This window comes from Shinella zoogloeoides (genome assembly GCF_003574625.1).
Taxonomy (GTDB): Bacteria; Pseudomonadota; Alphaproteobacteria; order Rhizobiales; family Rhizobiaceae; genus Shinella; species Shinella zoogloeoides_A.
On the sequence record NZ_QNUJ01000010.1, the window covers coordinates 1 to 17,339 of the forward strand.

Annotated in this window: 20 protein-coding genes and 1 pseudogene; 15 read left to right on the forward strand and 6 right to left on the reverse strand. The window is 60.7% G+C overall.

Annotated elements, in window-relative coordinates:
* Positions 1 to 303 precede the first annotated feature (303 nt).
* Positions 304 to 641, reverse strand: a pseudogene (locus DSD28_RS19100) (transposase); the annotation flags it as partial.
* A gap of 47 nt (positions 642 to 688) precedes the next feature.
* Positions 689 to 883 (reverse strand): hypothetical protein, encoded by a 195-nt coding sequence (locus tag DSD28_RS25990; protein WP_162911466.1) that lies wholly within the window; start codon positions 881 to 883, stop codon positions 689 to 691.
* A gap of 139 nt (positions 884 to 1,022) precedes the next feature.
* Between DSD28_RS25990 and DSD28_RS25995 the strand changes: the two genes are divergently transcribed.
* From DSD28_RS25995 to DSD28_RS19115, 3 genes are all read left to right on the forward strand, one after another.
* Positions 1,023 to 1,394, forward strand: coding sequence for a hypothetical protein (locus DSD28_RS25995; RefSeq protein WP_162911467.1), 372 nt, complete (start codon positions 1,023 to 1,025; stop codon positions 1,392 to 1,394).
* Positions 1,395 to 1,511: 117 nt separating this feature from the next.
* Complete coding sequence (locus tag DSD28_RS19110; RefSeq protein WP_119258030.1) at positions 1,512 to 2,021, forward strand: methylated-DNA--[protein]-cysteine S-methyltransferase; 510 nt, start codon at positions 1,512 to 1,514, stop codon at positions 2,019 to 2,021.
* Complete coding sequence (locus DSD28_RS19115; RefSeq protein WP_119258031.1) at positions 2,022 to 2,645, forward strand: hypothetical protein; 624 nt, start codon at positions 2,022 to 2,024, stop codon at positions 2,643 to 2,645. It abuts the gene before it with no gap.
* A gap of 51 nt (positions 2,646 to 2,696) precedes the next feature.
* Here DSD28_RS19115 and DSD28_RS19120 read toward each other — a convergent pair whose 3' ends face one another.
* Positions 2,697 to 3,152: a hypothetical protein gene (locus DSD28_RS19120; protein ID WP_119258032.1), complete on the reverse strand. Its 456-nt coding sequence runs from the start codon at positions 3,150 to 3,152 to the stop codon at positions 2,697 to 2,699.
* Between the two features lie 198 nt (positions 3,153 to 3,350).
* On the opposite strand from DSD28_RS19120, the gene DSD28_RS19125 reads away from it, so the two are divergent.
* From DSD28_RS19125 to DSD28_RS19180, 12 genes are all read left to right on the forward strand, one after another.
* Positions 3,351 to 3,806, forward strand: a complete 456-nt coding sequence (locus DSD28_RS19125) for an ester cyclase (protein WP_119258033.1) — start codon at positions 3,351 to 3,353, stop codon at positions 3,804 to 3,806.
* Between the two features lie 205 nt (positions 3,807 to 4,011).
* Positions 4,012 to 4,530: an adenylyltransferase/cytidyltransferase family protein gene (locus DSD28_RS19130; RefSeq protein ID WP_119258034.1), complete on the forward strand. Its 519-nt coding sequence runs from the start codon at positions 4,012 to 4,014 to the stop codon at positions 4,528 to 4,530.
* A 327-nt stretch (positions 4,531 to 4,857) separates the two neighbouring features.
* Positions 4,858 to 5,955 (forward strand): bifunctional DNA-binding transcriptional regulator/O6-methylguanine-DNA methyltransferase Ada, encoded by a 1,098-nt coding sequence (gene ada, locus DSD28_RS19135; RefSeq protein ID WP_119258035.1) that lies wholly within the window; start codon positions 4,858 to 4,860, stop codon positions 5,953 to 5,955.
* A gap of 87 nt (positions 5,956 to 6,042) precedes the next feature.
* The gene (locus DSD28_RS19140) at positions 6,043 to 6,684 is read left to right on the forward strand and encodes a DNA-3-methyladenine glycosylase family protein (protein WP_119258036.1); all 642 of its coding nucleotides are present in this window, start codon (positions 6,043 to 6,045) and stop codon (positions 6,682 to 6,684) included.
* A 19-nt stretch (positions 6,685 to 6,703) separates the two neighbouring features.
* The gene (locus DSD28_RS19145; RefSeq protein WP_119258037.1) at positions 6,704 to 7,336 is read left to right on the forward strand and encodes a hypothetical protein; all 633 of its coding nucleotides are present in this window, start codon (positions 6,704 to 6,706) and stop codon (positions 7,334 to 7,336) included.
* Position 7,337: 1 nt separating this feature from the next.
* Positions 7,338 to 7,988, forward strand: coding sequence for a DNA oxidative demethylase AlkB (gene alkB, locus DSD28_RS19150; RefSeq protein WP_119258038.1), 651 nt, complete (start codon positions 7,338 to 7,340; stop codon positions 7,986 to 7,988).
* Between the two features lie 154 nt (positions 7,989 to 8,142).
* Positions 8,143 to 8,394 (forward strand): hypothetical protein, encoded by a 252-nt coding sequence (locus DSD28_RS19155; protein WP_119258039.1) that lies wholly within the window; start codon positions 8,143 to 8,145, stop codon positions 8,392 to 8,394.
* 191 nt (positions 8,395 to 8,585) lie between these two features.
* A complete protein-coding gene (locus tag DSD28_RS19160; protein WP_205536222.1) occupies positions 8,586 to 9,332 on the forward strand; it encodes a 2OG-Fe(II) oxygenase in 747 nt (248 codons plus the stop codon).
* 17 nt (positions 9,333 to 9,349) lie between these two features.
* On the forward strand, positions 9,350 to 10,081 hold the full coding sequence (locus DSD28_RS19165; RefSeq protein ID WP_119258041.1) for a 2OG-Fe(II) oxygenase: 732 nt from the start codon (positions 9,350 to 9,352) through the stop codon (positions 10,079 to 10,081).
* Between the two features lie 148 nt (positions 10,082 to 10,229).
* A complete protein-coding gene (locus DSD28_RS19170) occupies positions 10,230 to 10,796 on the forward strand; it encodes a methylated-DNA--[protein]-cysteine S-methyltransferase (RefSeq protein ID WP_119258042.1) in 567 nt (188 codons plus the stop codon).
* Complete coding sequence (locus DSD28_RS19175) at positions 10,793 to 11,542, forward strand: 2OG-Fe(II) oxygenase (protein WP_119258043.1); 750 nt, start codon at positions 10,793 to 10,795, stop codon at positions 11,540 to 11,542. Before DSD28_RS19170 ends, DSD28_RS19175 begins: the two co-directional genes overlap by 4 nt.
* 132 nt (positions 11,543 to 11,674) lie before the next feature.
* A complete protein-coding gene (locus DSD28_RS19180) occupies positions 11,675 to 12,808 on the forward strand; it encodes a gamma-glutamylcyclotransferase (RefSeq protein WP_205536218.1) in 1,134 nt (377 codons plus the stop codon).
* Positions 12,809 to 13,040: 232 nt separating this feature from the next.
* On the opposite strand, the gene DSD28_RS19185 is transcribed toward DSD28_RS19180, so the two are convergent.
* From DSD28_RS19185 to DSD28_RS19195, 3 genes are all read right to left on the reverse strand, one after another.
* Positions 13,041 to 13,715: an MmcQ/YjbR family DNA-binding protein gene (locus DSD28_RS19185; protein WP_119258045.1), complete on the reverse strand. Its 675-nt coding sequence runs from the start codon at positions 13,713 to 13,715 to the stop codon at positions 13,041 to 13,043.
* Between the two features lie 109 nt (positions 13,716 to 13,824).
* Entirely contained in the window at positions 13,825 to 14,775 is a 951-nt protein-coding gene (locus DSD28_RS19190) for a DUF5996 family protein (protein ID WP_119258046.1), read from the reverse strand.
* 226 nt (positions 14,776 to 15,001) lie between these two features.
* Positions 15,002 to 17,329: a xanthine dehydrogenase family protein molybdopterin-binding subunit gene (locus DSD28_RS19195; protein WP_205536219.1), complete on the reverse strand. Its 2,328-nt coding sequence runs from the start codon at positions 17,327 to 17,329 to the stop codon at positions 15,002 to 15,004.
* Positions 17,330 to 17,339 lie beyond the last annotated feature (10 nt).

Consider the following 17,339-nt stretch of genomic DNA (forward strand, 5'->3'; position numbering starts at 1 on the left):
GGGCCATCATATCGTTCTGGGCGGAAGCGACAAACTGCTGTTGCATGATGTCGATCACATCCATCGACGCCATGATGTTGGCGACGTCATTATGACGCTATTGATATGAAGCGATCCGGGAGGCCGCCAGCTGAAATGCGCTTTCGTCGTCCCGATTCAGTGGCAACGTCATTATGTTGAAATGTCCCTGCACCGCATCGTGCTCGGACTTGCCGGCGGTACTGCTCTGAGCCCAAAGCTTGGACCGCCGGGAGCTGGAGTTTTCCGGCTCCGATCACGATGACGGACTGGTTGCGCCACCTTGCACGCCCGTCGGATCGATATGCCCCAATCCACCAGCATCCCGTCGATCAGTTTTCGCTGGCGGACAGGCCTCAGAGCTTACGGCGGATAACATCCTGCAGCATCTCGCGGTCCAGCGTCAGATTTGCGACAATCTTCTTGAGCCTGGAGTTCTCGTCCTCCAGAGCTTTCAGACGGCGCATCTCATCGGGCAACAGGCCCGCATACTTCTTGCGCCAATTGAAATAGGCCGCCTGGCTGATACCCGCCTTCCGGCAGATCTCTGCCACTGGCACGCCATCATCGCCCTGCTTCAAAATAAACGCCTTCTGGGCGTCCGAAAACTTCGATGCCTTCATGCTTCCGCTCTTGTTCCCAGCCGGGAAATTACCACAGAAAACTCCAGTTAAGAGCGGTCCAGTTTTTTGGGGATCAGAACAGCTATCATGATGCACGGCTTCGTATCGTGGCCGCTGGGACGTGGGGCTTGATCGATATCCGCGCTTTCAGGTGCCGATAAAGCCGCTTCAAACAGTTCGGGGCGCAGGCCATCGCCACGCTGAGCGGCAATAGCATGCAAACCACGCAACAACGTCATCATGGATTTTCCTCCCTCGCATTTTCCCGATTCGATTGTCAAACCGCATTGATGTGCCTGAGTGCGGAGGAATGACCCCAGATGTGACCTGGGGCGGCTCCCCCTTCTGGTCGTAGAGAGGGTCTGTTTCCGGGAACAGACCTTGCGCCTGCAGCGCCTCTGTTATCCGCTCCGGCCTGAGCGCGCGTTCCAGCTCCTCCAGTTGGCCGGATGCCCATTCGATCATTCTCTGGAATTCCGGGGAGGTCGTGTCGCTATCCTGCCGGAGACAAGCGCTTATCCAGGTCTTCAATTCGAGCGCCTGCCTCTGCCTGTCGAGGAGCTGCCGAAGCACTGCTCGGCGCGCGACTTCGCGCTGGCGCCGAACATCGGCCATCTGCTGACGGCGGCCGAGCTCTTGTGGGTTGTAGATATCAGGGGCGTCCATGCGCAACTCCATCTGGATTTGAACGCCGACGATACGGTGACTATTCGGGAGGCCGCGCTCCGAATATTGCCTTCAAATCGAAAATAGCAGCAGGCACCCAAGGAGATCCGACGACCGATATTCGATTTGAAAGCAAGGTTCGGAGATCGGCGCGCCGCGGCCGCTTCTATGTTCATCCCGCAATGAGCCTGGAAGGTAAAAACGATGCGTGAGATTATTCGCTTTGCGTGGGGGATCAGCTCCCTTGGCGACTTTGTCGTCGCTATGTCCGAGAAGGGTCTTGTCGCCCTCGAATTCAGTTCAATGCACGCGGCGATGGAAGACGCATTGCGCATCCGTTTTCCGGAAGCTGAACTTGAGCGTAGCGAGGACGGGCTGGCTGCCGTGATGGAGGTTGTGGCCGGCGTCATCGACGATCCGGCCTCCGACTGCGGCCTGCCGCTTGATCTCCGCGGCACATCTTATGAGGTGCAGGTCTGGATGATGCTGCGGGAAATTCGGGCGGGGCAGACGACCAGCTATGGGGCTTTGGCCGCCAAACTGGGGTCACGCGATCCGCGAGAAGTGACCGCGGCGATCGCCAACAATCCGATCGCAGTGATCGTGCCGTGCCATCGCGTCATCAAGAAGGATGGCTCGATCTCCGGCTATCGCTGGGGTGTGCGCCGCAAGCGGGCGCTTTTGGCGCGTGAACAGCATGGGGTGGAACGCTAGATGTCGGATATGGACATGTTTTTGAAGGGTGCGCTGCGTGAGGAGCAGGCCGCGATCTCGCCGCTGGCGGGGCCGGGGAGTGATCTTCCCGAACCACTGGAGGTCATCCAGTTGTCGCTTGCATCCGTCGTCGCTGCCCGCGAGCGGTTTCCCGGCTATCGCCTGACGCGGCTGGTGGCCGCGCGGCTCGAACTGGACGAAGCCGATATCGGTCGCCTTTCTGGTATCCTCGATGCCGATCTTTTTCGGCCGACCCCCGGCGTGACGAGGCCCTTCGATTTCCATTTGCGGGACGTGATCGCGCGATACGATCTGGGCGCGCTTTTCCGTGACGACGGGCATGCACCCTATCATCATTCGATCAGGCCGACCGGCTACGACTTCCACCGCGACGAGGTGATTCCTGTCGGAATGGAGCAGTGGCGCGCCGATTATCGTCACATGCCGGACGAGCGGCAGATGATGGCCGCGTCCATCGTCTGGCTCTACAGGGCGGGGAAAGACAATGTCTGGCTGCGGCGGGTTCCATGCACATGGCATGCTGCCGACGTCATCGCCTGCTTAATCGCCGCTGGCGCTTTTGAGGACTGGACGCGCCTCTATGCACTCTATCCGGGCTGGTAGGTGCTGTGCCGTGAGGTCCGGACACAACCACCGGCAGGAAGCAGGCGAACGTCAGTGCAGCGCCTGTAGCCGATGGTCGACACGGACATCGCGGAGAAAGTCCAGCCAGGTGGCGATATCGTCATCGGTGGGCGTGAATCTGAAGGCCTTCTGCACCAGGACCAGAACGCCGTTGGGTATGGAAAGCTTGAACCAGGTATTTTCCGGCTGGCCCGCTTCCCTGTTGAGCGCGCAGATCTGCGACCAGATCAGCGTCGGCTGTAGACCCTCATGCCCTTGCTCGATGATTTGCACCGAGCCGCGAGAACACATCTCCATCCACCCCTCTTTCATGCCGGCATAGAAGCTGTCGAGCGTATAACCGTTGACGTTGCGCATCACTTGAACTGTCAGCATTTCGGTCCATGTATCGAGCGTCTCCTCTTCGGGGAGCATCTCGATCGTCACGCCGACGTCATTCTTGATGCGGAAGGCTACCTTGTAGCCGTATGGGGTCTTTGAAAGCATGACTCCACGTTGCGATCCGGCCTTTCGCCGGCACTCCGTTTCTTGCCTTCGAATTCGAAAAACTGAAAAACGAAGGCAGAAAATCGTTTCCGATTCAAAGGCATGAAACGGAGTTTGGCGCTCGGCAAGCTCCAATATCCCTCTCGCCAGGTCATCGAGCGGTTTCGATGGTCCCAGATTTGAAGAGAGGACTTTTCCATGAGCAAGGAAGAAGACAACAAGGCCGTCGTCGTGCGCTGGTTCACCGAATTCTGGGGCAAGGACGTCAACCTTGCCGTCATCGACGAGATCGCGCATCCCGACATGCTCCTCCACTATTCGCTGCATGAGCCGCGCCGCGGCCGTGCCGACATCAAGGCGTTCATGATCGACTTCCGCGCCGCGTTCCCCGACCTTAACTTCTGGGGCACCGCAGACCTGATCGCCGAGGGCGACTATGTGGTCGGCCAGTGGGAAGGCGGCGGCACGCAGACCGGCGCTGCCTGGAACGATGTCCTTCCGGGCTATGAGGGTCTTCCCGCCGCAACCGGCCGCAAGATGCACTTCACCGGCAAGACCGTGCTGAAGGTGGTCGAGGGCCTGATCGTCGAGGAGAACGGCCTGGACGACGGCCTGACGGCGATGATGCAGCTCGGGCTGATCAAGAAAGCCTGATCGAACCGGTATCCGCCCGCCCAAGGGCCGGTGCCTTTCGAAGGGAGGATTGAGGCTCGCGCCCCGGCGCGGGCCTCGATTGTTTTGGCGGCCTCTGAGTTCCCGGGAATTGTTGATTTCAGAACAGGATACGGAGCGCTCAAGGAAACGGACAGCGGTAAAACCAATGCATTGATCTTCATTGTTACGACGAGGAAGCACCGCCATGATACGCATCGGTTATGCGCCCGGAGCCTACGATCTTTTCCATATCGGCCATCTGAATCTGTTGCGTCGCGCCAGAGAGCAGTGTGATTACCTGATCGCCGGGGTGGTGTCGGACGAGATTCTGGCGAAACATAAGGGCGTCGTACCTGTTATTCCGCTCGAGGAGCGATTGGAGATCGTCGGAAACATCAGTTTTGTCGATGCTGCCCACCCGGCCATGACGAACGACAAGCTCGAAATCTGGCGGGATCTGCGCTTCAACGTGCTCTTCAAGGGGGACGATTGGCGTGGGACCGAGAAAGGTGACGAACTCGAACGCGAATTCGGAGCAGTCGGGGTAGATGTGATCTTCTTCCCCTATACGCACGCAACGTCGAGCAGCGCGCTCCGAAAAGCCATTCATACCAGGAGCGGGCTGGCAAACCATATCGCTACCGCCGAGAGTTTTTCGGGTGGCGTTCGCGCAATGCCATTTCCGCTGCAGTCGGAAGGGATGTTCCATGCCAGCGTCCGGTAACGCCCTTCTAGCAATTCTCGTGATCGTTCTGGCGATTTCGCTTTGCACCTGGAGCGGTCGCGGGACGTCCAACGGCGGCCCCAGGAAGCCACCAAGGCTCGGGTAACGCGGTCGCGGGTGATAGCGACGTGGTCTTCGGGCCATTTTCCTTTCCTTCTCCGAGGTTGTGCCCTCGGCACGGATGCAATGCGTTGCCGGCATCGGCCGGGCGCTTGATATTCGCTCGATATCGGGTGGTTGACTGTTCGATTTGAGAGCAAGGATCGGAGTGCGGCCGGCTTTGGTTCTGGAGCAAGCTGGCACCAGATCAAATGCGAGTGAAAGACAATGGAACAGGACATCCAGCCAATGAAGATATCTCGCAAGTCGGCTCTGCCTGTTGCCGACGACCCGCGCTGGGCGCGCATCGTTGCCCGCGACAAGACCGCCGACGGTGCGCTCTGGTATTCTGTTTCGACGACGGGTGTCTATTGCCGCCCCTCGTGCCCGTCCCGCACGGCAAACCCGAAAAACGTGATGTTGCATGACACGATCGAGAGCGCGCGGGCGACAGGGTATCGCCCCTGCAAACGGTGCAACCCCGAGGGCCTTTCGCTCGAATGCGAAAACGCCGCGCTGGTCGCGAAAGCCTGCCGCCTCATCGAGGAGCGCGAGGAGGAGCCATCGCTGGAAGAGCTGGCGGCTGCGGTCGACCGCAGTCCGAGCTATTTCCACCGCGTCTTCAAGGCTTCAACGGGCTTGACGCCAAAGGCCTATGCCTCGGCGAGCCGTGCGAAGAAAATCCGCGAGGGTCTGGAGACGGGCGCCAGCGTCACCGAGGCGATCTATGACGCCGGCTACAATTCAAGCGGCCGCTTCTACGAGAAGTCCACGGGTATGCTCGGAATGACCCCGACGCAATACCGGACCGGTGGCGCGAACGAGGAAATCAAGTTCGCGGTCGGCCAGTCCTGTCTTGGTGCGATTCTCGTCGCTTCCAGCACCAGGGGCGTGGCCTCGATCCTGCTCGGCGATGATCCGGATGCGTTGGTCCGTAATCTTCAGGACCGCTTTCCGAAGGCGCGGCTGATTGGCATGGACCGCGAATACGAGGCGCTGATCGCCCGCGTCTGCGGCTTCGTCGAGAATCCGGGCATCGGGCTCGATCTTCCGCTCGATGTCCGTGGCACGGCCTTCCAGCGTCGTGTCTGGCAAGCGCTCCAGGAAATCCCGGTCGGCGCGCGTGTGTCCTATGCGGAGGTCGCGCGGCGCATCGGGTCGCCGACCGCGGTGCGCGCGGTTGCCGGAGCGTGCGCCGCCAATAACATCGCGGTCGCCATTCCCTGCCATCGCGTGGTGCGCAATGACGGGGCGTTGTCGGGCTATGCATGGGGCGTCGATCGCAAGCGCCAGCTTCTCGATCGGGAGGCATCGCAGAATGCATAAGGATCGGAATATCGACGCTTTCGCGCCGCTTTCGGACTGCGGAGCGGCAAATCGAAATCAGCTCACCATTGCCGGGGCGGTATCTGAATGAACTTTCATACCCGCTACGATGAATCCGTCGCTTTCCTCGCGAGCCACGATGATGACTGGGCGAGGCTGATCGACCTGATCGGCCCTTGTCGGCACGACCCCAAGGCCGCCCGCGAACCCTATGAGGCGCTCGTGCGGGCAATCGCCTATCAGCAACTGACGGCCAAGGCCGGCGATGCGATCATTGGCCGTCTGAAGGGCCTTTTCGAGGGGCGTGATTTCCCAACCCCGGAAGACCTCATCGCAATGGAGTTCGATACGCTTCGAACTTCTGGCTTCTCTGTCAGCAAGATCGCCACCATCAAGGCGATTGCGCAGGGGACGATGGACGGCCTGATCCCGACTCGCGCCGTCGCCGCCACCATGGATGACGAAACGCTGATCGAGCGCATGGTCACCATAAAAGGCGTCGGCCGTTGGACCGTCGAGATGCTGCTGATGTACTCGCTGGAACGGATGGATGTCTTGCCCGTCGACGACTTTGGTGTTCGGGAAGGCTATCGCGTCCTGAAATCGTTGCCCGGGCAGCCGAAACCGAAGGAATTGCGCGAGATCTCAAAAGCATGGTCGCCGCATCGTACGGTCGCTGCCTGGTACCTTTGGCGCATCCCGCGCGAGCGCGGAAATGTGCTTGCCTAAAAGGGCCGGGAAGAGTGTCATGCCGCTTCAAAATCGCGTAACCCCTTTCGGCGACATCGTTGCCATCTCCCAGCGGGGCCTGTTCACCGGCAATCGCGGCATCATCCACGATCCCACCACGAAGACGCTGCTGCGAAAGCGCTGGGCGACACACGCCTGGCTTATCTGTTCGTGCGACTTCAAAGGGCGCCGTCGGAGCGTCATGGCCCTGCGAAGCTGGACGGAATTGTTCTTCCTTGACGAGGCTGTGGCGCTGGCCGCCGGTCATCGTCCCTGTTTCCTGTGTCGACGCGAAGCCGCGGAACGATTTCGCGCGTGCTGGGTCGCCGCGAGGAACGAGCCTCGGAGCCTGGCCGCGCGGATGGATTCCGTGCTGCATGCGGAGCGGTGGGAACGCGGCCGTCAGCGCATGCATCCAAATCCGTATCTGCTGACGGAGCTGCCTGACGGCGTTGTCGTCGCCACGGAGGGGGAGGCATATACGCTGCGCACCGGCCTTGCATATCGCTGGACCGTCGGGGGCTACGACCGGCCAGTGGTTCTCCATGATGCCAGTTGGCTGCTGACACCGCCATCGACGCTCCTGGCACTCTTTGAGGGCTACGAGCCCGTCCTTCATCCCTCGATCAATGCGACACCGGATAGGCCCTGATATGCCCGATCTATTTGACATGCTTGCCCCGACCGAACTCTCCGTCGAAAACATGGCCGAAGGCGCCATGCTGTTGCGCGGTGCAGCGCTTGCCTATGAGAAAGACCTGCTCGTGGCGCTCGGCGATATCACCGGCCAGTCTCCCTTCCGGCACATGGTCACGCCCGGCGGCTTCACCATGTCGGTGGCGATGACCAATTGCGGCGCGGCCGGCTGGGTCACGGATCGCACCGGTTATCGCTACGATCGCAACGACCCGGAGACAGGCCGTCCCTGGCCGGCCATGCCGGACTGCTTCCTCGATCTGGCAGTGGAGACAGCGACGCGGGCAGGTTACCCGGATTTTCGCCCCGACGCCTGCCTGATCAACCGCTATGAGTCCGGTGCTCGTCTCTCGCTGCATCAGGACAAGAATGAACGGGACTTTGCCAATCCGATCGTGTCGGTCTCCCTCGGCTTGCCGGCGACCTTCCAGTTCGGTGGTCTGAAGCGGAACGATCCCGTGAAGAAATATGCATTGCGGCATGGTGACGTGGCGGTCTGGGGCGGCCCGTCGCGGCTCTTCTATCACGGCGTACCCGAATTGAAGGAGGGCCTTCATGAGACCGTCGGGCGGATGCGGATCAATCTAACGTTCCGGGGAGCGCTGTAAGTTTCGAATATTCCTTCGGTTTGACGACAATAACCGGAGTGCCGCTGAAACAATCTTGGTGCCAGATGTGCTATCAATCGGAAAGTCGACCTGCGGATTTCTGGTCGTTCAGGATCGGACAGCCGCAACGACAAGGACAAGGATATCCAGGCTTATGTTCTCGCGCGGCGGATTCGATGCGAAGGCGAGCCGGCGCAGGCTACCCGGAACGGAAGCGGCTGCCGACGCCCTCGTTGCGCTTGCCCGGGACAATCCGGATAAGGCGCTCGTCATGAGATATATCGGCCAGCTCGTGGCTGATGGCTACGCGGAATGGGCCGCGCTCGCCAATGGAGAGATCGAGGTCTGTTTCACAACCGGTGAAACCTACTTGCTCACGGAAACCACGATCATCAGGCTCGCTTGACCGATTGCCCGCCGAAAGCGCCGTGCGTCTCCCGCGTGCGGCGAGGAGATGTTTTCTCGCGATGGCGGCCGGCCATCGCAGTTTGAAAGTATGAATCGGAGTGTGAGCGCGGGTCGAAAGTGCTCGATAGGGCAAGGCGTCACTCAGCGCCGCTCTCTCGCCGCTTATCCCGGAAGAACACGATCATGAAAATGCAACTGGACCACGATCGGCCCGATGTCCCGTTCGCGGGTTACATCGAGCGTATCGCGCGCTATCCATGGGACCGCATCGCGGGCGATCTCGATGCCTACGGCGCTGCCGTTCTCCCCGGCCTGCTGTCCGACGACGAGTGTGTCGCCGCCGCGGAATTCTTCAGCAGCTCCTGGCTGGTCCGTGTCCCTGCTGTGGAAGACCAGCGCGCCTGGGGCAATGGTAATTATCGCTACATGCGCTATCCGCTTCCGGCGCTCGTCACCAGCCTGCGGACGGCCATCTATCCGCGCCTGGCGCCGATCGCCAACGCATGGAACGAGAAAATGGAGATCGGCGAACGTTACCCGATCACCCATGAGGCTTATCTCGAGACCTGCCATCGTGTCGGCCAGACCATTCCAACGTCGATGATGCTGGAGCACGCCGCCGGGCAGCAAACACTGCTGCACCAGGACATTTACGGCGAGCGGGCGTTTCCGCTTCAGGTCGCGATCATGCTCTCGCAACGCGGGGCGGACTATGCCGGTGGCGAGTTCGTAATCACCGAGCAGCGCCCGCGCATGCAAACCCGTCCCGAGGTCGTCACTCTCGGAAAGGGCGACGCCGTCGTGTTTGCCGTCTCGAACCGCCCTGTAACGGGCACGCGAGGCACGTATCGCGTCAACTTGCGCCATGGCTTCAGCCAGGTTCGCGAGGGCCGGCAACATGTGCTCAGCATCATCTTCCACGACGCGGCCCTGTAGGCGACGGAGACCTGACGATGACAATTCTTCAAGCCGAGAACCTTTCCCCCGCCGAGCGCGTGGATCGGGTCGATTGGGACCGCATGGCGAAAGATCTCGCCGGCGGCGGTTCGGCTGTCGCCCGGCAGTTGCTGACGCCTGAGGAATGCGAGGCGCTCACGGCCCTTTATCCGCAGAACGATCTCTTCCGCAGCCGCGTCGTCATGGCGCGCTACGCATTCGGCAAGGGCGAATACCAGTATTTCAGCTATCCCCTCCCGGATCTCGTCGGCGAGTTGCGCACCGCATTCTACCGTCGTCTGGCGCCGATCGCCAATGGCTGGAACCAGCGGATGCGCATCGATACCAGCTATCCGGCCGAGCATGCCGATTATCTCGACCTTTGCCATCGCGCCGGCCAGAAGCGGCCGACGCCGTTGCTGCTCGAATATGGTGCGGGCGACTACTGCTGCATGCATCAGGATCTCTATGGCGATCTCGCATTTCCCATGCAGGTTGTGATCCTGCTGGCCGAGCCGGAGCAGGATTTCACCGGTGGGGAATTCCTGCTCGTCGAACAGAACCCGCGAGGCCTTTCCAAGGCGGAGGTCGTTCCGCTTCGGCAGGGCGATGCGGTAGCCTTCGCCGTCAACCACCGGCCGGCGAAAAGCGCGCGGGGAACCGCGCGCGTGAACCTTCGTCACGGTGTCAGCCGCCTGCACTCCGGGCATCGCCATACGCTCGGCATCATTTTCCACGACGCGAAATAGGCGATGGCCGATCGATAGGCCGGGCGCACAAACGCCCGCCATCATTCATTCTCGCAACAAGACTTCGATTTGAAAACAAGGATCGGAGTTCGAGGGCGCGGTGAAGGTCGTAGTTTCGATCATGAGGTTCGAACAAGGAGATACGACGATGAACCGCATGATCAATATCGATATGCTGCGGTCCGATCCGCAGGAAAATGCAATTCCGGTGACCGCTGACGTTCTCTCTTATGCGATCGCCAACTGCGAAATGGGCAAGGTGCTGGTCGCACGCAGCCCGAAGGGCGTTTGTTCGATCCTGCTGGGCGATGATGCAGAGGTGCTGGTGGAGGATATTGCCGGCCGCTTCCCGCAGTCGACGCTCGTTCCGAACGAGCGCGCTGTGAAGGACGATGTCGCCAGGGTCCTGCGCTATCTCGCGAAACCCTCCGACGGTTTGCAGTTGACGCTCGACATGCGCGGCACGCCGTTCCAGCGCCGCGTCTGGGAGAAGTTGCGGACCATACCCACCGGCCGGACGGTGAGCTACACCGAGCTTGCCCGCTGGGTGAGCCCGCTTTCCCATCCGCGCGCCGTCGCTACCGCCTGCGCCGCCAACCCGATCGCGTTGGCCATCCCCTGCCACCGCGTCCGGCGAAGTGACGGCGGCCTTGCCGGCTATCGCTGGGGGCTCGAGCGCAAGCGCATCCTCATCGAGAAGGAAGCCCGGGCATGAACGGGACTGCGAACACCATGGTTCCGGCCTCCGCGGATGTACCCGCGGAGGCTCGGATTGCCGCCTATGACTGGCAGGCGCTGGCCGGCGAGCTCGACAGCTATGGCTGCGCCGTCCTGCCCAACCTTCTCTCGGCGGAGGAGTGCCGCGGCCTCGCTGCGCTCTATCCCGATACGAGCCATTTCCGCAGCCATATCATCATGGCGCGGCATGGCTTCGGGAAGGGCGAATATCGCTACTTCAAGTATCCGCTTCCAGATATCATCGGCGGTATCCGCACGGCCCTCTATCCGCCCCTTGCCGGTGTCGCCAATCGCTGGAACGAGCGGATGGGGCTGGACCAGCGGTTCCCCGGCGAACACGCCGCTTTCCTGAAGCAGTGCCACGATGCCGGCCAGGTCCGGCCGACGCCGCTCCTGCTGCAGTACGTCTCCGGTGACTTCAACTGCCTGCATCAGGATCTCTATGGCGATCTCGCCTTCCCGATCCAGGTGGCGATCCTGCTGTCCGAGCCGGGCCGCGATTTCACGGGCGGCGAGTTCGCACTGACCGAACAGCGGCCGCGCATGCAGAGCCGCGTCGAAGTCGTGCCGCTGCGCCAGGGTGATGCCGTTGCTTTCGCAGTTCACAATCGCCCGGTCCAGGGGACGAAGGGAAACTATCGCGTGAACCTGCGCCATGGCGTCAGCCGCGTCCGCTCCGGCATGCGCCACACCGTCGGGATCATTTTCCACGACGCGCGGTGATCACGCGATGCCGGCGCCGCACTTGGCGCGGCGCCGGTTCATCAAGGAAACACGCCCTGTCGCTCGGGGACGGGTTTTCCAGGTGAGCCGGACTGTGTAATCGACAAGCGTGTATCTGCCTGCCGCATGGGAATGCGCGCCGTCGAACTCCAGATTTTGGAAGAAGTTTCCTCTGGGTGCGAGATTCATGATCTATATGTCTCTCTCGTCAGGGCGATAACGAGGCATGAGTCAGAACCGGCGCGATGCGAGTTGCATCTAAGCGTTGAGGAAACCTTCAACAGGATTGTCTCTCTGGTTCATATCTGGGGCACCCTTCTCAAAGTGAAAGCCCGCGCAGGGGCACATGGGAATCGCCGCACCGCGAAAATGGCGGTGCGGCGCTGTCATTTGATTTTTCGAAATCCGTTCGCCGAGGCTCATTCCCGATTTGCGGATAGCAAACGGAGTGCTGCGGGGCACCGCTTCGAGGAAAGTCGCGTAAAGGCCGCGGAGAAGCCGCCGCCAGCAACGAAGGCGCGACGTATCATGCATAAGGCTCAATTCACCAATCCGGCAATCTCAGTGGTGTCGCCAGGCGCGACGATCCTGACCCGCGAATTGTTGGTCAGGGGTGGTGCAGCGTCTCTCGTCCACAGGGATGCGGCGGACGTTCGACTGTTGTCGGACGAGCAGCGCCGCACGTCGCTTGACACATTCATGAAGAGCCGGCCAGCGGGTGATCTCTGGATTTTCGCTTACGGATCGTTGATCTGGAATCCGGCGTTGCGAATCTCGGAACGCCGAGTGGCAGAGATTCATGGCTGGCATCGGTCGTTCTGCCTATCGATGTCGGTCGGACGTGGTACGCCGGGTCAACCCGGACTGGTGCTGGGTCTTGACCGTGGCGGTGTTTGCAAGGGCGTTGCCTATCGGATCGACGAGCGCGACGTCTCGTCCGAGCTTCCCATCCTGTGGAGCCGTGAAATGCTGGTTGGTGGCTACAACCCGATCTGGACTGACTTGATCGGGGATGGCGGTGAAAAGTTCGGTGCTGCGATCATCTTCACGATCGACCAAGGACACGACAACTATGCCGGAGGCATATCGCTGCAAGAGAAGGTCAGGCGCCTGGCCATTGCGGAGGGAAGCTGGGGATCTTCGGCAGACTACCTGTTTCGCACGATCGGCAGCCTTCGCGAGCACGGGATCCACGACGTCGAAATCGAACATCTTGGAGTTATGGTCGCCTCTGCTGCATTCGAAGCATTCGGTGAGGCTGCTTGACCCAACACCGCGCTTGACCTCTGACCCCATCCTGGGCGGGCGCGCGATGTCTCATGTCATGTATTTTATTCTAAATTAGTGAATATGATTTCAGGGGCGCTAGGCCGTCCGGATATGCTCCAGAGTCTATTGCCCAACCGATAGGACTGGAGGGTTCTTACCGGAATAGGCCGACGGCCCCTTCAAGAGCACTTGCCAATGCCGGCATCCGCGGAAGCGCTGTGCAGCAGGTTTACGGCCTTGCCGCGATCTCGTAGCTTTCGTCGATCCGGCTGCACAGTTCTTCGGCGGTCACCGAACCGTCGAGTCGTGCCGTCACCCAGTGTTTCTTGTTCATGTGGTATCCGGGGAAATAGCTGTCGCCATCGATGATGTTGCTCAGGTATTCCGGTTTCACCCTGAAGTCGATGATCTCGATCTCGTCGTCTCCGCCAAGCCCGATCTTGTTTGCTTTGACGACCAGGAGCGCGGCGTACCATTTTCCGTTGTCCTGTCGCCGGAAAACCGCGTTGTAGGGAAATTTCGCCCAAAGGAACTGCAACTCATCCCGGTAGGTATCGCGAACATGCTGGATAAGGCGCTTTGCGATCTCGCTCCTGAATATCTCATGGTCGAAACAGGCTTCGGCGATCCGGGAGAGGACACCTTCGTATTCCCGGATGAGTTCGAGGTCGTCTTCGCCTGTGCCTTCCGGGGCTTTGTGGAGCGAGTGAGGTTCCTTCGTATGTGCATCGATCAAGTGCACGGTCACCCCGCCCGCTGGCGTAATGGTGATCGTCATTTCATACCGGCCACCGGAGACGTGCGTGGAATAGGCGTATTTTCCGCGGCTCCTGACGAAGCCGAAGGGGATGAGGCGGCTGGTGTCGACCCTCTTGTTTCGGAAAATAGCTTCCATGCCGGTCATAGGATTCTCCAATCGGATACGCACGCGATTTGCGCATCATGCCACGCTGGCGCGATAATTCGTCCGATGTGCACAAACCCTTTGCCATCGAGCGCCACCTCGCGAATTGCTAAACGGTCCTCGGCCGGCAGGGGGTGCCGAGGGCGCATTCGAGCGCTTCGCGATCCCATTTGCCGAGATCGGCCGCCGCCTCATAGGTGCTCTGCAGGAACGCCATCAGTGTCGCTTCCGGGTCGGGGGCCATGCGCACGGCATCATAGGGCAGCAGGAACTCGCCGAAGTCCTGCGAGAAGAACGCCTCGCGTGGTTGGACGGATGCGGCGGAAAAGCCTTCCGGCCCTGGATAGGCATAGGAATAGAAGGCCGGGTAGTCGATCACCCCGCCGCCCGGCCAGAAGCCGGCGCTGCTCACCTCATGCGAATAGGCTTCGCGGGTCACTGTATCGGACAGGCGCGGAATGCCGCCTGGATGCAGCGGCGCGTGCCGGCCGGAAAAGCGCGTCATGGCGAGATCGAAGCCGCCCCAGAAGAAATGCACCGGGCTGACCTTGCCGAGGAAACCGGTGCGGAATCGCGAAAACACCGCCTGCGTCGACAAAAGGATGCGCCAGAAACGGTTGGCATACAGGGGATCGTAGGCGGTATGGACATTGTCCCGGTCGAAAACGATGCCGTCGGGTATCTCGCAGGGCAGCGTATCGATCGGCGTGCCGAGCCCGAGTTCGATCAATGCTTCCATCACCTCGCCGTAGAATTCCGCCACCGGCTTCGGCGCGAGCATCACCTGGCGCATATGGTCGTCGCTGGTTCTGATCCAAAGCACATGGTCGATGAAATCGAAATCGATCTGAAAGGCCCGCGCGCCGGCCGGCATGGGCGAGGTGGTCAGGCCGCGCGCCGTCACATAGAGCGCGACCTGCCAGGAATGGTTCAGCCAGGGCTCGCGCATGAGCCTGATCTTGCCGACGATCTGCGTCCACAGATGCAGCGTCTCATAGGTCGGCCTCCATGCCGCATAGGGCAGTTCGGGCCAGCGTTCCGTTTGCAGGGCAGAAGACATTCCTTTCTCCCGTTGCTTTCGAATTCGGAAGACCGGCTGGATGGCTGCCGGCCGATCACTGCCGACGTCTTTGGACTGTTGGCGGTATATAGGGGACCGTCTGCAATATGAAAGCGAAGCTGCCAGACGATCAAGCCGGTCTTGAAACCCTTAAGGGAAACACTGCCATGCTCTGCAAATTACAGATCCTGAACCTGGTGGACGCCTGTCATGTGCTTGGCCTTGCTTACTGAACGCGGGTACCCAGGCCGTCATCCGAGGCCAGTATGGCTTTCACGTAATCCGGCCTGAGCGGAATCCGGCGCGCGGGTTTGCCCGTCGCATCCAGGAAAGCCCCAGCGATGGCAGGTGCAGCCAGGGCGTTGGCGGTTTCGGAGCCCGTGCCGAACACGCCGAGTTCCGGCCGTGATACGATAACCACTTTAACCTCGGGTATTTCCGACATGGTCAAGATGGGATAGCCGCTCCAATCCTCCGAAGTGATGCCGCTTTCATCAAAGGTGACTTCCTCATGAAGGGCGATGCTTGTTCCCATTAAACCGCCCGCCTGCACTTGGCGTTTAAGCTGAAGCGGATTCACGACAACGCCGGGTTCGACAATGATTGTCAGTCGCTCGACCCGTACTTCACCCGTGTCCGGCCTAACCGCGATATGTGCTGCGCAGGCCCAATATCCCTGCTCGCGGACAATCATGGATACACCTTGGCCGCGCAGCAGTCCGTCACCGTCTGCCTTTTGTGAGGACGATGCCGCTCGGGTGACCCACCCGCTTTCCTCCCGCAATCTGGTCAACACCCCCTTGAAGCGGTCATCGCCTACGTGATCAAGCCGGAACTGGAGAGGATCGGCACCTGCCAGCGCGGCGGCTTCCGTCACGGCGACCTCGCGCGGGAAGTTTTGCTGGAACTGGATAGGTGTCCGCATACTATGGTCGCGCAGCCCGAGGTTGATCGGAGATTCCCGCTGTCCGATCTGGAAGGCGCCGTGGCCTGTTACCGCCACGTTTGGCACGGTGTCATAGGCCCAGGGGTCCGACATGATCATCTTGTTGTTGGAAATCGGGACCGGGTTTGTCGGGCTTGGCGGATCTATGACCGGCAGCCCAGCCAGAATCGCACTTATCAGGCGGTCATCCTGCATCGGCGGACCTTTGTGGTCGGCCCGATAGGACGCCATCCGACCATGGTCGTCCAACCCGATTGAAACGTCAGTATACATGGGTGAAGACTGGGTCGACCATTTCATGTCGTCATCTCGCATCCACTGCAAGCGCACAGGGCGACCAAGTTCCTGAGAAAGCAAGACGGCCCCGTCCTCCGAACCGGCGTTGCCGCCGTTGGATCGGCCGAAATGGCTGGGTCCCGGATAGGTGCGGATCACCACCGCCTCTTCGGGCCTGCTCAGCATCCTGGCAATGGAGTACCGCAAGAAACCCGGATTCTGGCTGTGTGTGTGAAGTGTCACCGAACCGTCTGGCCGAACGTCCGCCAGGGAAACTGTCGGCCCGATGGGAGCATGCTTGAGGAAAGGCGTGAAATAGGTACCTGAATGGGTCTTGGCGACGGCGATGGCAACATCGCCCTTGTTCTCTTTTCCCGCCGTTCCGGATACTTCGTCCCACTTCACCTCCTGGCGCAGATGATCAAGCAGTTGTCCGGAAGGCGGCAATCCCTTCCATTCGCTCCACTGGGTATCGTCGGCGATCTGTACGGCCGCTTGCACGGCCTCCCACTCGCTTTCCGAAACGACCGCGACGAAGTTGCCAATGACGACGACCTGCGCCTTGGGGAACTGGCTTCTGTCGACTTTACCCACGGCAACCAGCGTCGAGCCAAGCGTTGCAGGATGGACGGCGCGGGCGTGCAGCATTCCCGGTAGCTTGACATCTCCCACCCACACGGTCTCGCCCGCAATCTTGGGTCGGATCGAGGGGTTCTTATAGGGCTTCCCCACGACCCTATAGGCGCCGATGGGTTTGAGGGGCGGGTCGCCGAGGACCTCAACGCCGCCAAAATCGGTTTGATTTCCCTTCACGGGAATTGTGAGCCGAAGATCCTGGCCAGCCACCAGTTCTCCGTAGGTCGCCGACGTGCCTGCACCCGAGATCACCCCATCGGCGACCGAAATCTGGTTGCGCGGGACGCCGAACTTCTGGCTAGCCAGCTCAAACACGGCCTCACGGGTGTACGCCGCAGCCTTGCGCAGGTTCGACAGCCCCATGCTCATCAGGGCGAACGTTCCGCCGCCGTCGGGTGTGACATCAGTGTCGCCGGAGACCACCGTGGTGATCGCCTCGAATGCTATCCCCAGTTCGTCAGCCACAACCTGGGGATACGCGGTATAGATCGTGCTCTGTCCAAGATCGCTCTTTCCGGTACGGATCAGCACGGTGTTGTCCGCGTGTATCTCGATCCAGGAGGTGGACCGGGCGGGATCCAATGCCGCGGCCCTGCCGCCGGGCGCTGCCCATGCAGGAACGCTGAAGGAAACGACCAGCGCGCCGCCTGCTGCGAGAAAACCGCGCCGACTCAACGCTGCCTTGCCTATCGTCATTTCCCCGGGC

Excerpts from the sequence above, each read along its gene's own strand:
- DSD28_RS25990 (WP_162911466.1), bottom strand. The coding sequence starts at position 883 with ATGATGACGTTGTTGCGTGGTTTGCATGCTATTGCCGCTCAGCGTGGC.
- DSD28_RS19110 (WP_119258030.1), top strand. The coding sequence starts at position 1,512 with ATGCGTGAGATTATTCGCTTTGCGTGGGGGATCAGCTCCCTTGGCGAC.
- DSD28_RS19115 (WP_119258031.1), top strand. The coding sequence starts at position 2,022 with ATGTCGGATATGGACATGTTTTTGAAGGGTGCGCTGCGTGAGGAGCAG.
- DSD28_RS19120 (WP_119258032.1), bottom strand. The coding sequence starts at position 3,152 with ATGCTTTCAAAGACCCCATACGGCTACAAGGTAGCCTTCCGCATCAAG.
- DSD28_RS19125 (WP_119258033.1), top strand. The coding sequence starts at position 3,351 with ATGAGCAAGGAAGAAGACAACAAGGCCGTCGTCGTGCGCTGGTTCACC.
- DSD28_RS19130 (WP_119258034.1), top strand. The coding sequence starts at position 4,012 with ATGATACGCATCGGTTATGCGCCCGGAGCCTACGATCTTTTCCATATC.
- ada (WP_119258035.1), top strand. The coding sequence starts at position 4,858 with ATGGAACAGGACATCCAGCCAATGAAGATATCTCGCAAGTCGGCTCTG.
- DSD28_RS19140 (WP_119258036.1), top strand. The coding sequence starts at position 6,043 with ATGAACTTTCATACCCGCTACGATGAATCCGTCGCTTTCCTCGCGAGC.
- DSD28_RS19145 (WP_119258037.1), top strand. The coding sequence starts at position 6,704 with ATGCCGCTTCAAAATCGCGTAACCCCTTTCGGCGACATCGTTGCCATC.
- alkB (WP_119258038.1), top strand. The coding sequence starts at position 7,338 with ATGCCCGATCTATTTGACATGCTTGCCCCGACCGAACTCTCCGTCGAA.
- DSD28_RS19155 (WP_119258039.1), top strand. The coding sequence starts at position 8,143 with ATGTTCTCGCGCGGCGGATTCGATGCGAAGGCGAGCCGGCGCAGGCTA.
- DSD28_RS19160 (WP_205536222.1), top strand. The coding sequence starts at position 8,586 with ATGCAACTGGACCACGATCGGCCCGATGTCCCGTTCGCGGGTTACATC.
- DSD28_RS19165 (WP_119258041.1), top strand. The coding sequence starts at position 9,350 with ATGACAATTCTTCAAGCCGAGAACCTTTCCCCCGCCGAGCGCGTGGAT.
- DSD28_RS19170 (WP_119258042.1), top strand. The coding sequence starts at position 10,230 with ATGAACCGCATGATCAATATCGATATGCTGCGGTCCGATCCGCAGGAA.
- DSD28_RS19175 (WP_119258043.1), top strand. The coding sequence starts at position 10,793 with ATGAACGGGACTGCGAACACCATGGTTCCGGCCTCCGCGGATGTACCC.
- DSD28_RS19180 (WP_205536218.1), top strand. The coding sequence starts at position 11,675 with ATGCGCGCCGTCGAACTCCAGATTTTGGAAGAAGTTTCCTCTGGGTGC.
- DSD28_RS19185 (WP_119258045.1), bottom strand. The coding sequence starts at position 13,715 with ATGACCGGCATGGAAGCTATTTTCCGAAACAAGAGGGTCGACACCAGC.
- DSD28_RS19190 (WP_119258046.1), bottom strand. The coding sequence starts at position 14,775 with ATGTCTTCTGCCCTGCAAACGGAACGCTGGCCCGAACTGCCCTATGCG.
- DSD28_RS19195 (WP_205536219.1), bottom strand. The coding sequence starts at position 17,329 with ATGACGATAGGCAAGGCAGCGTTGAGTCGGCGCGGTTTTCTCGCAGCA.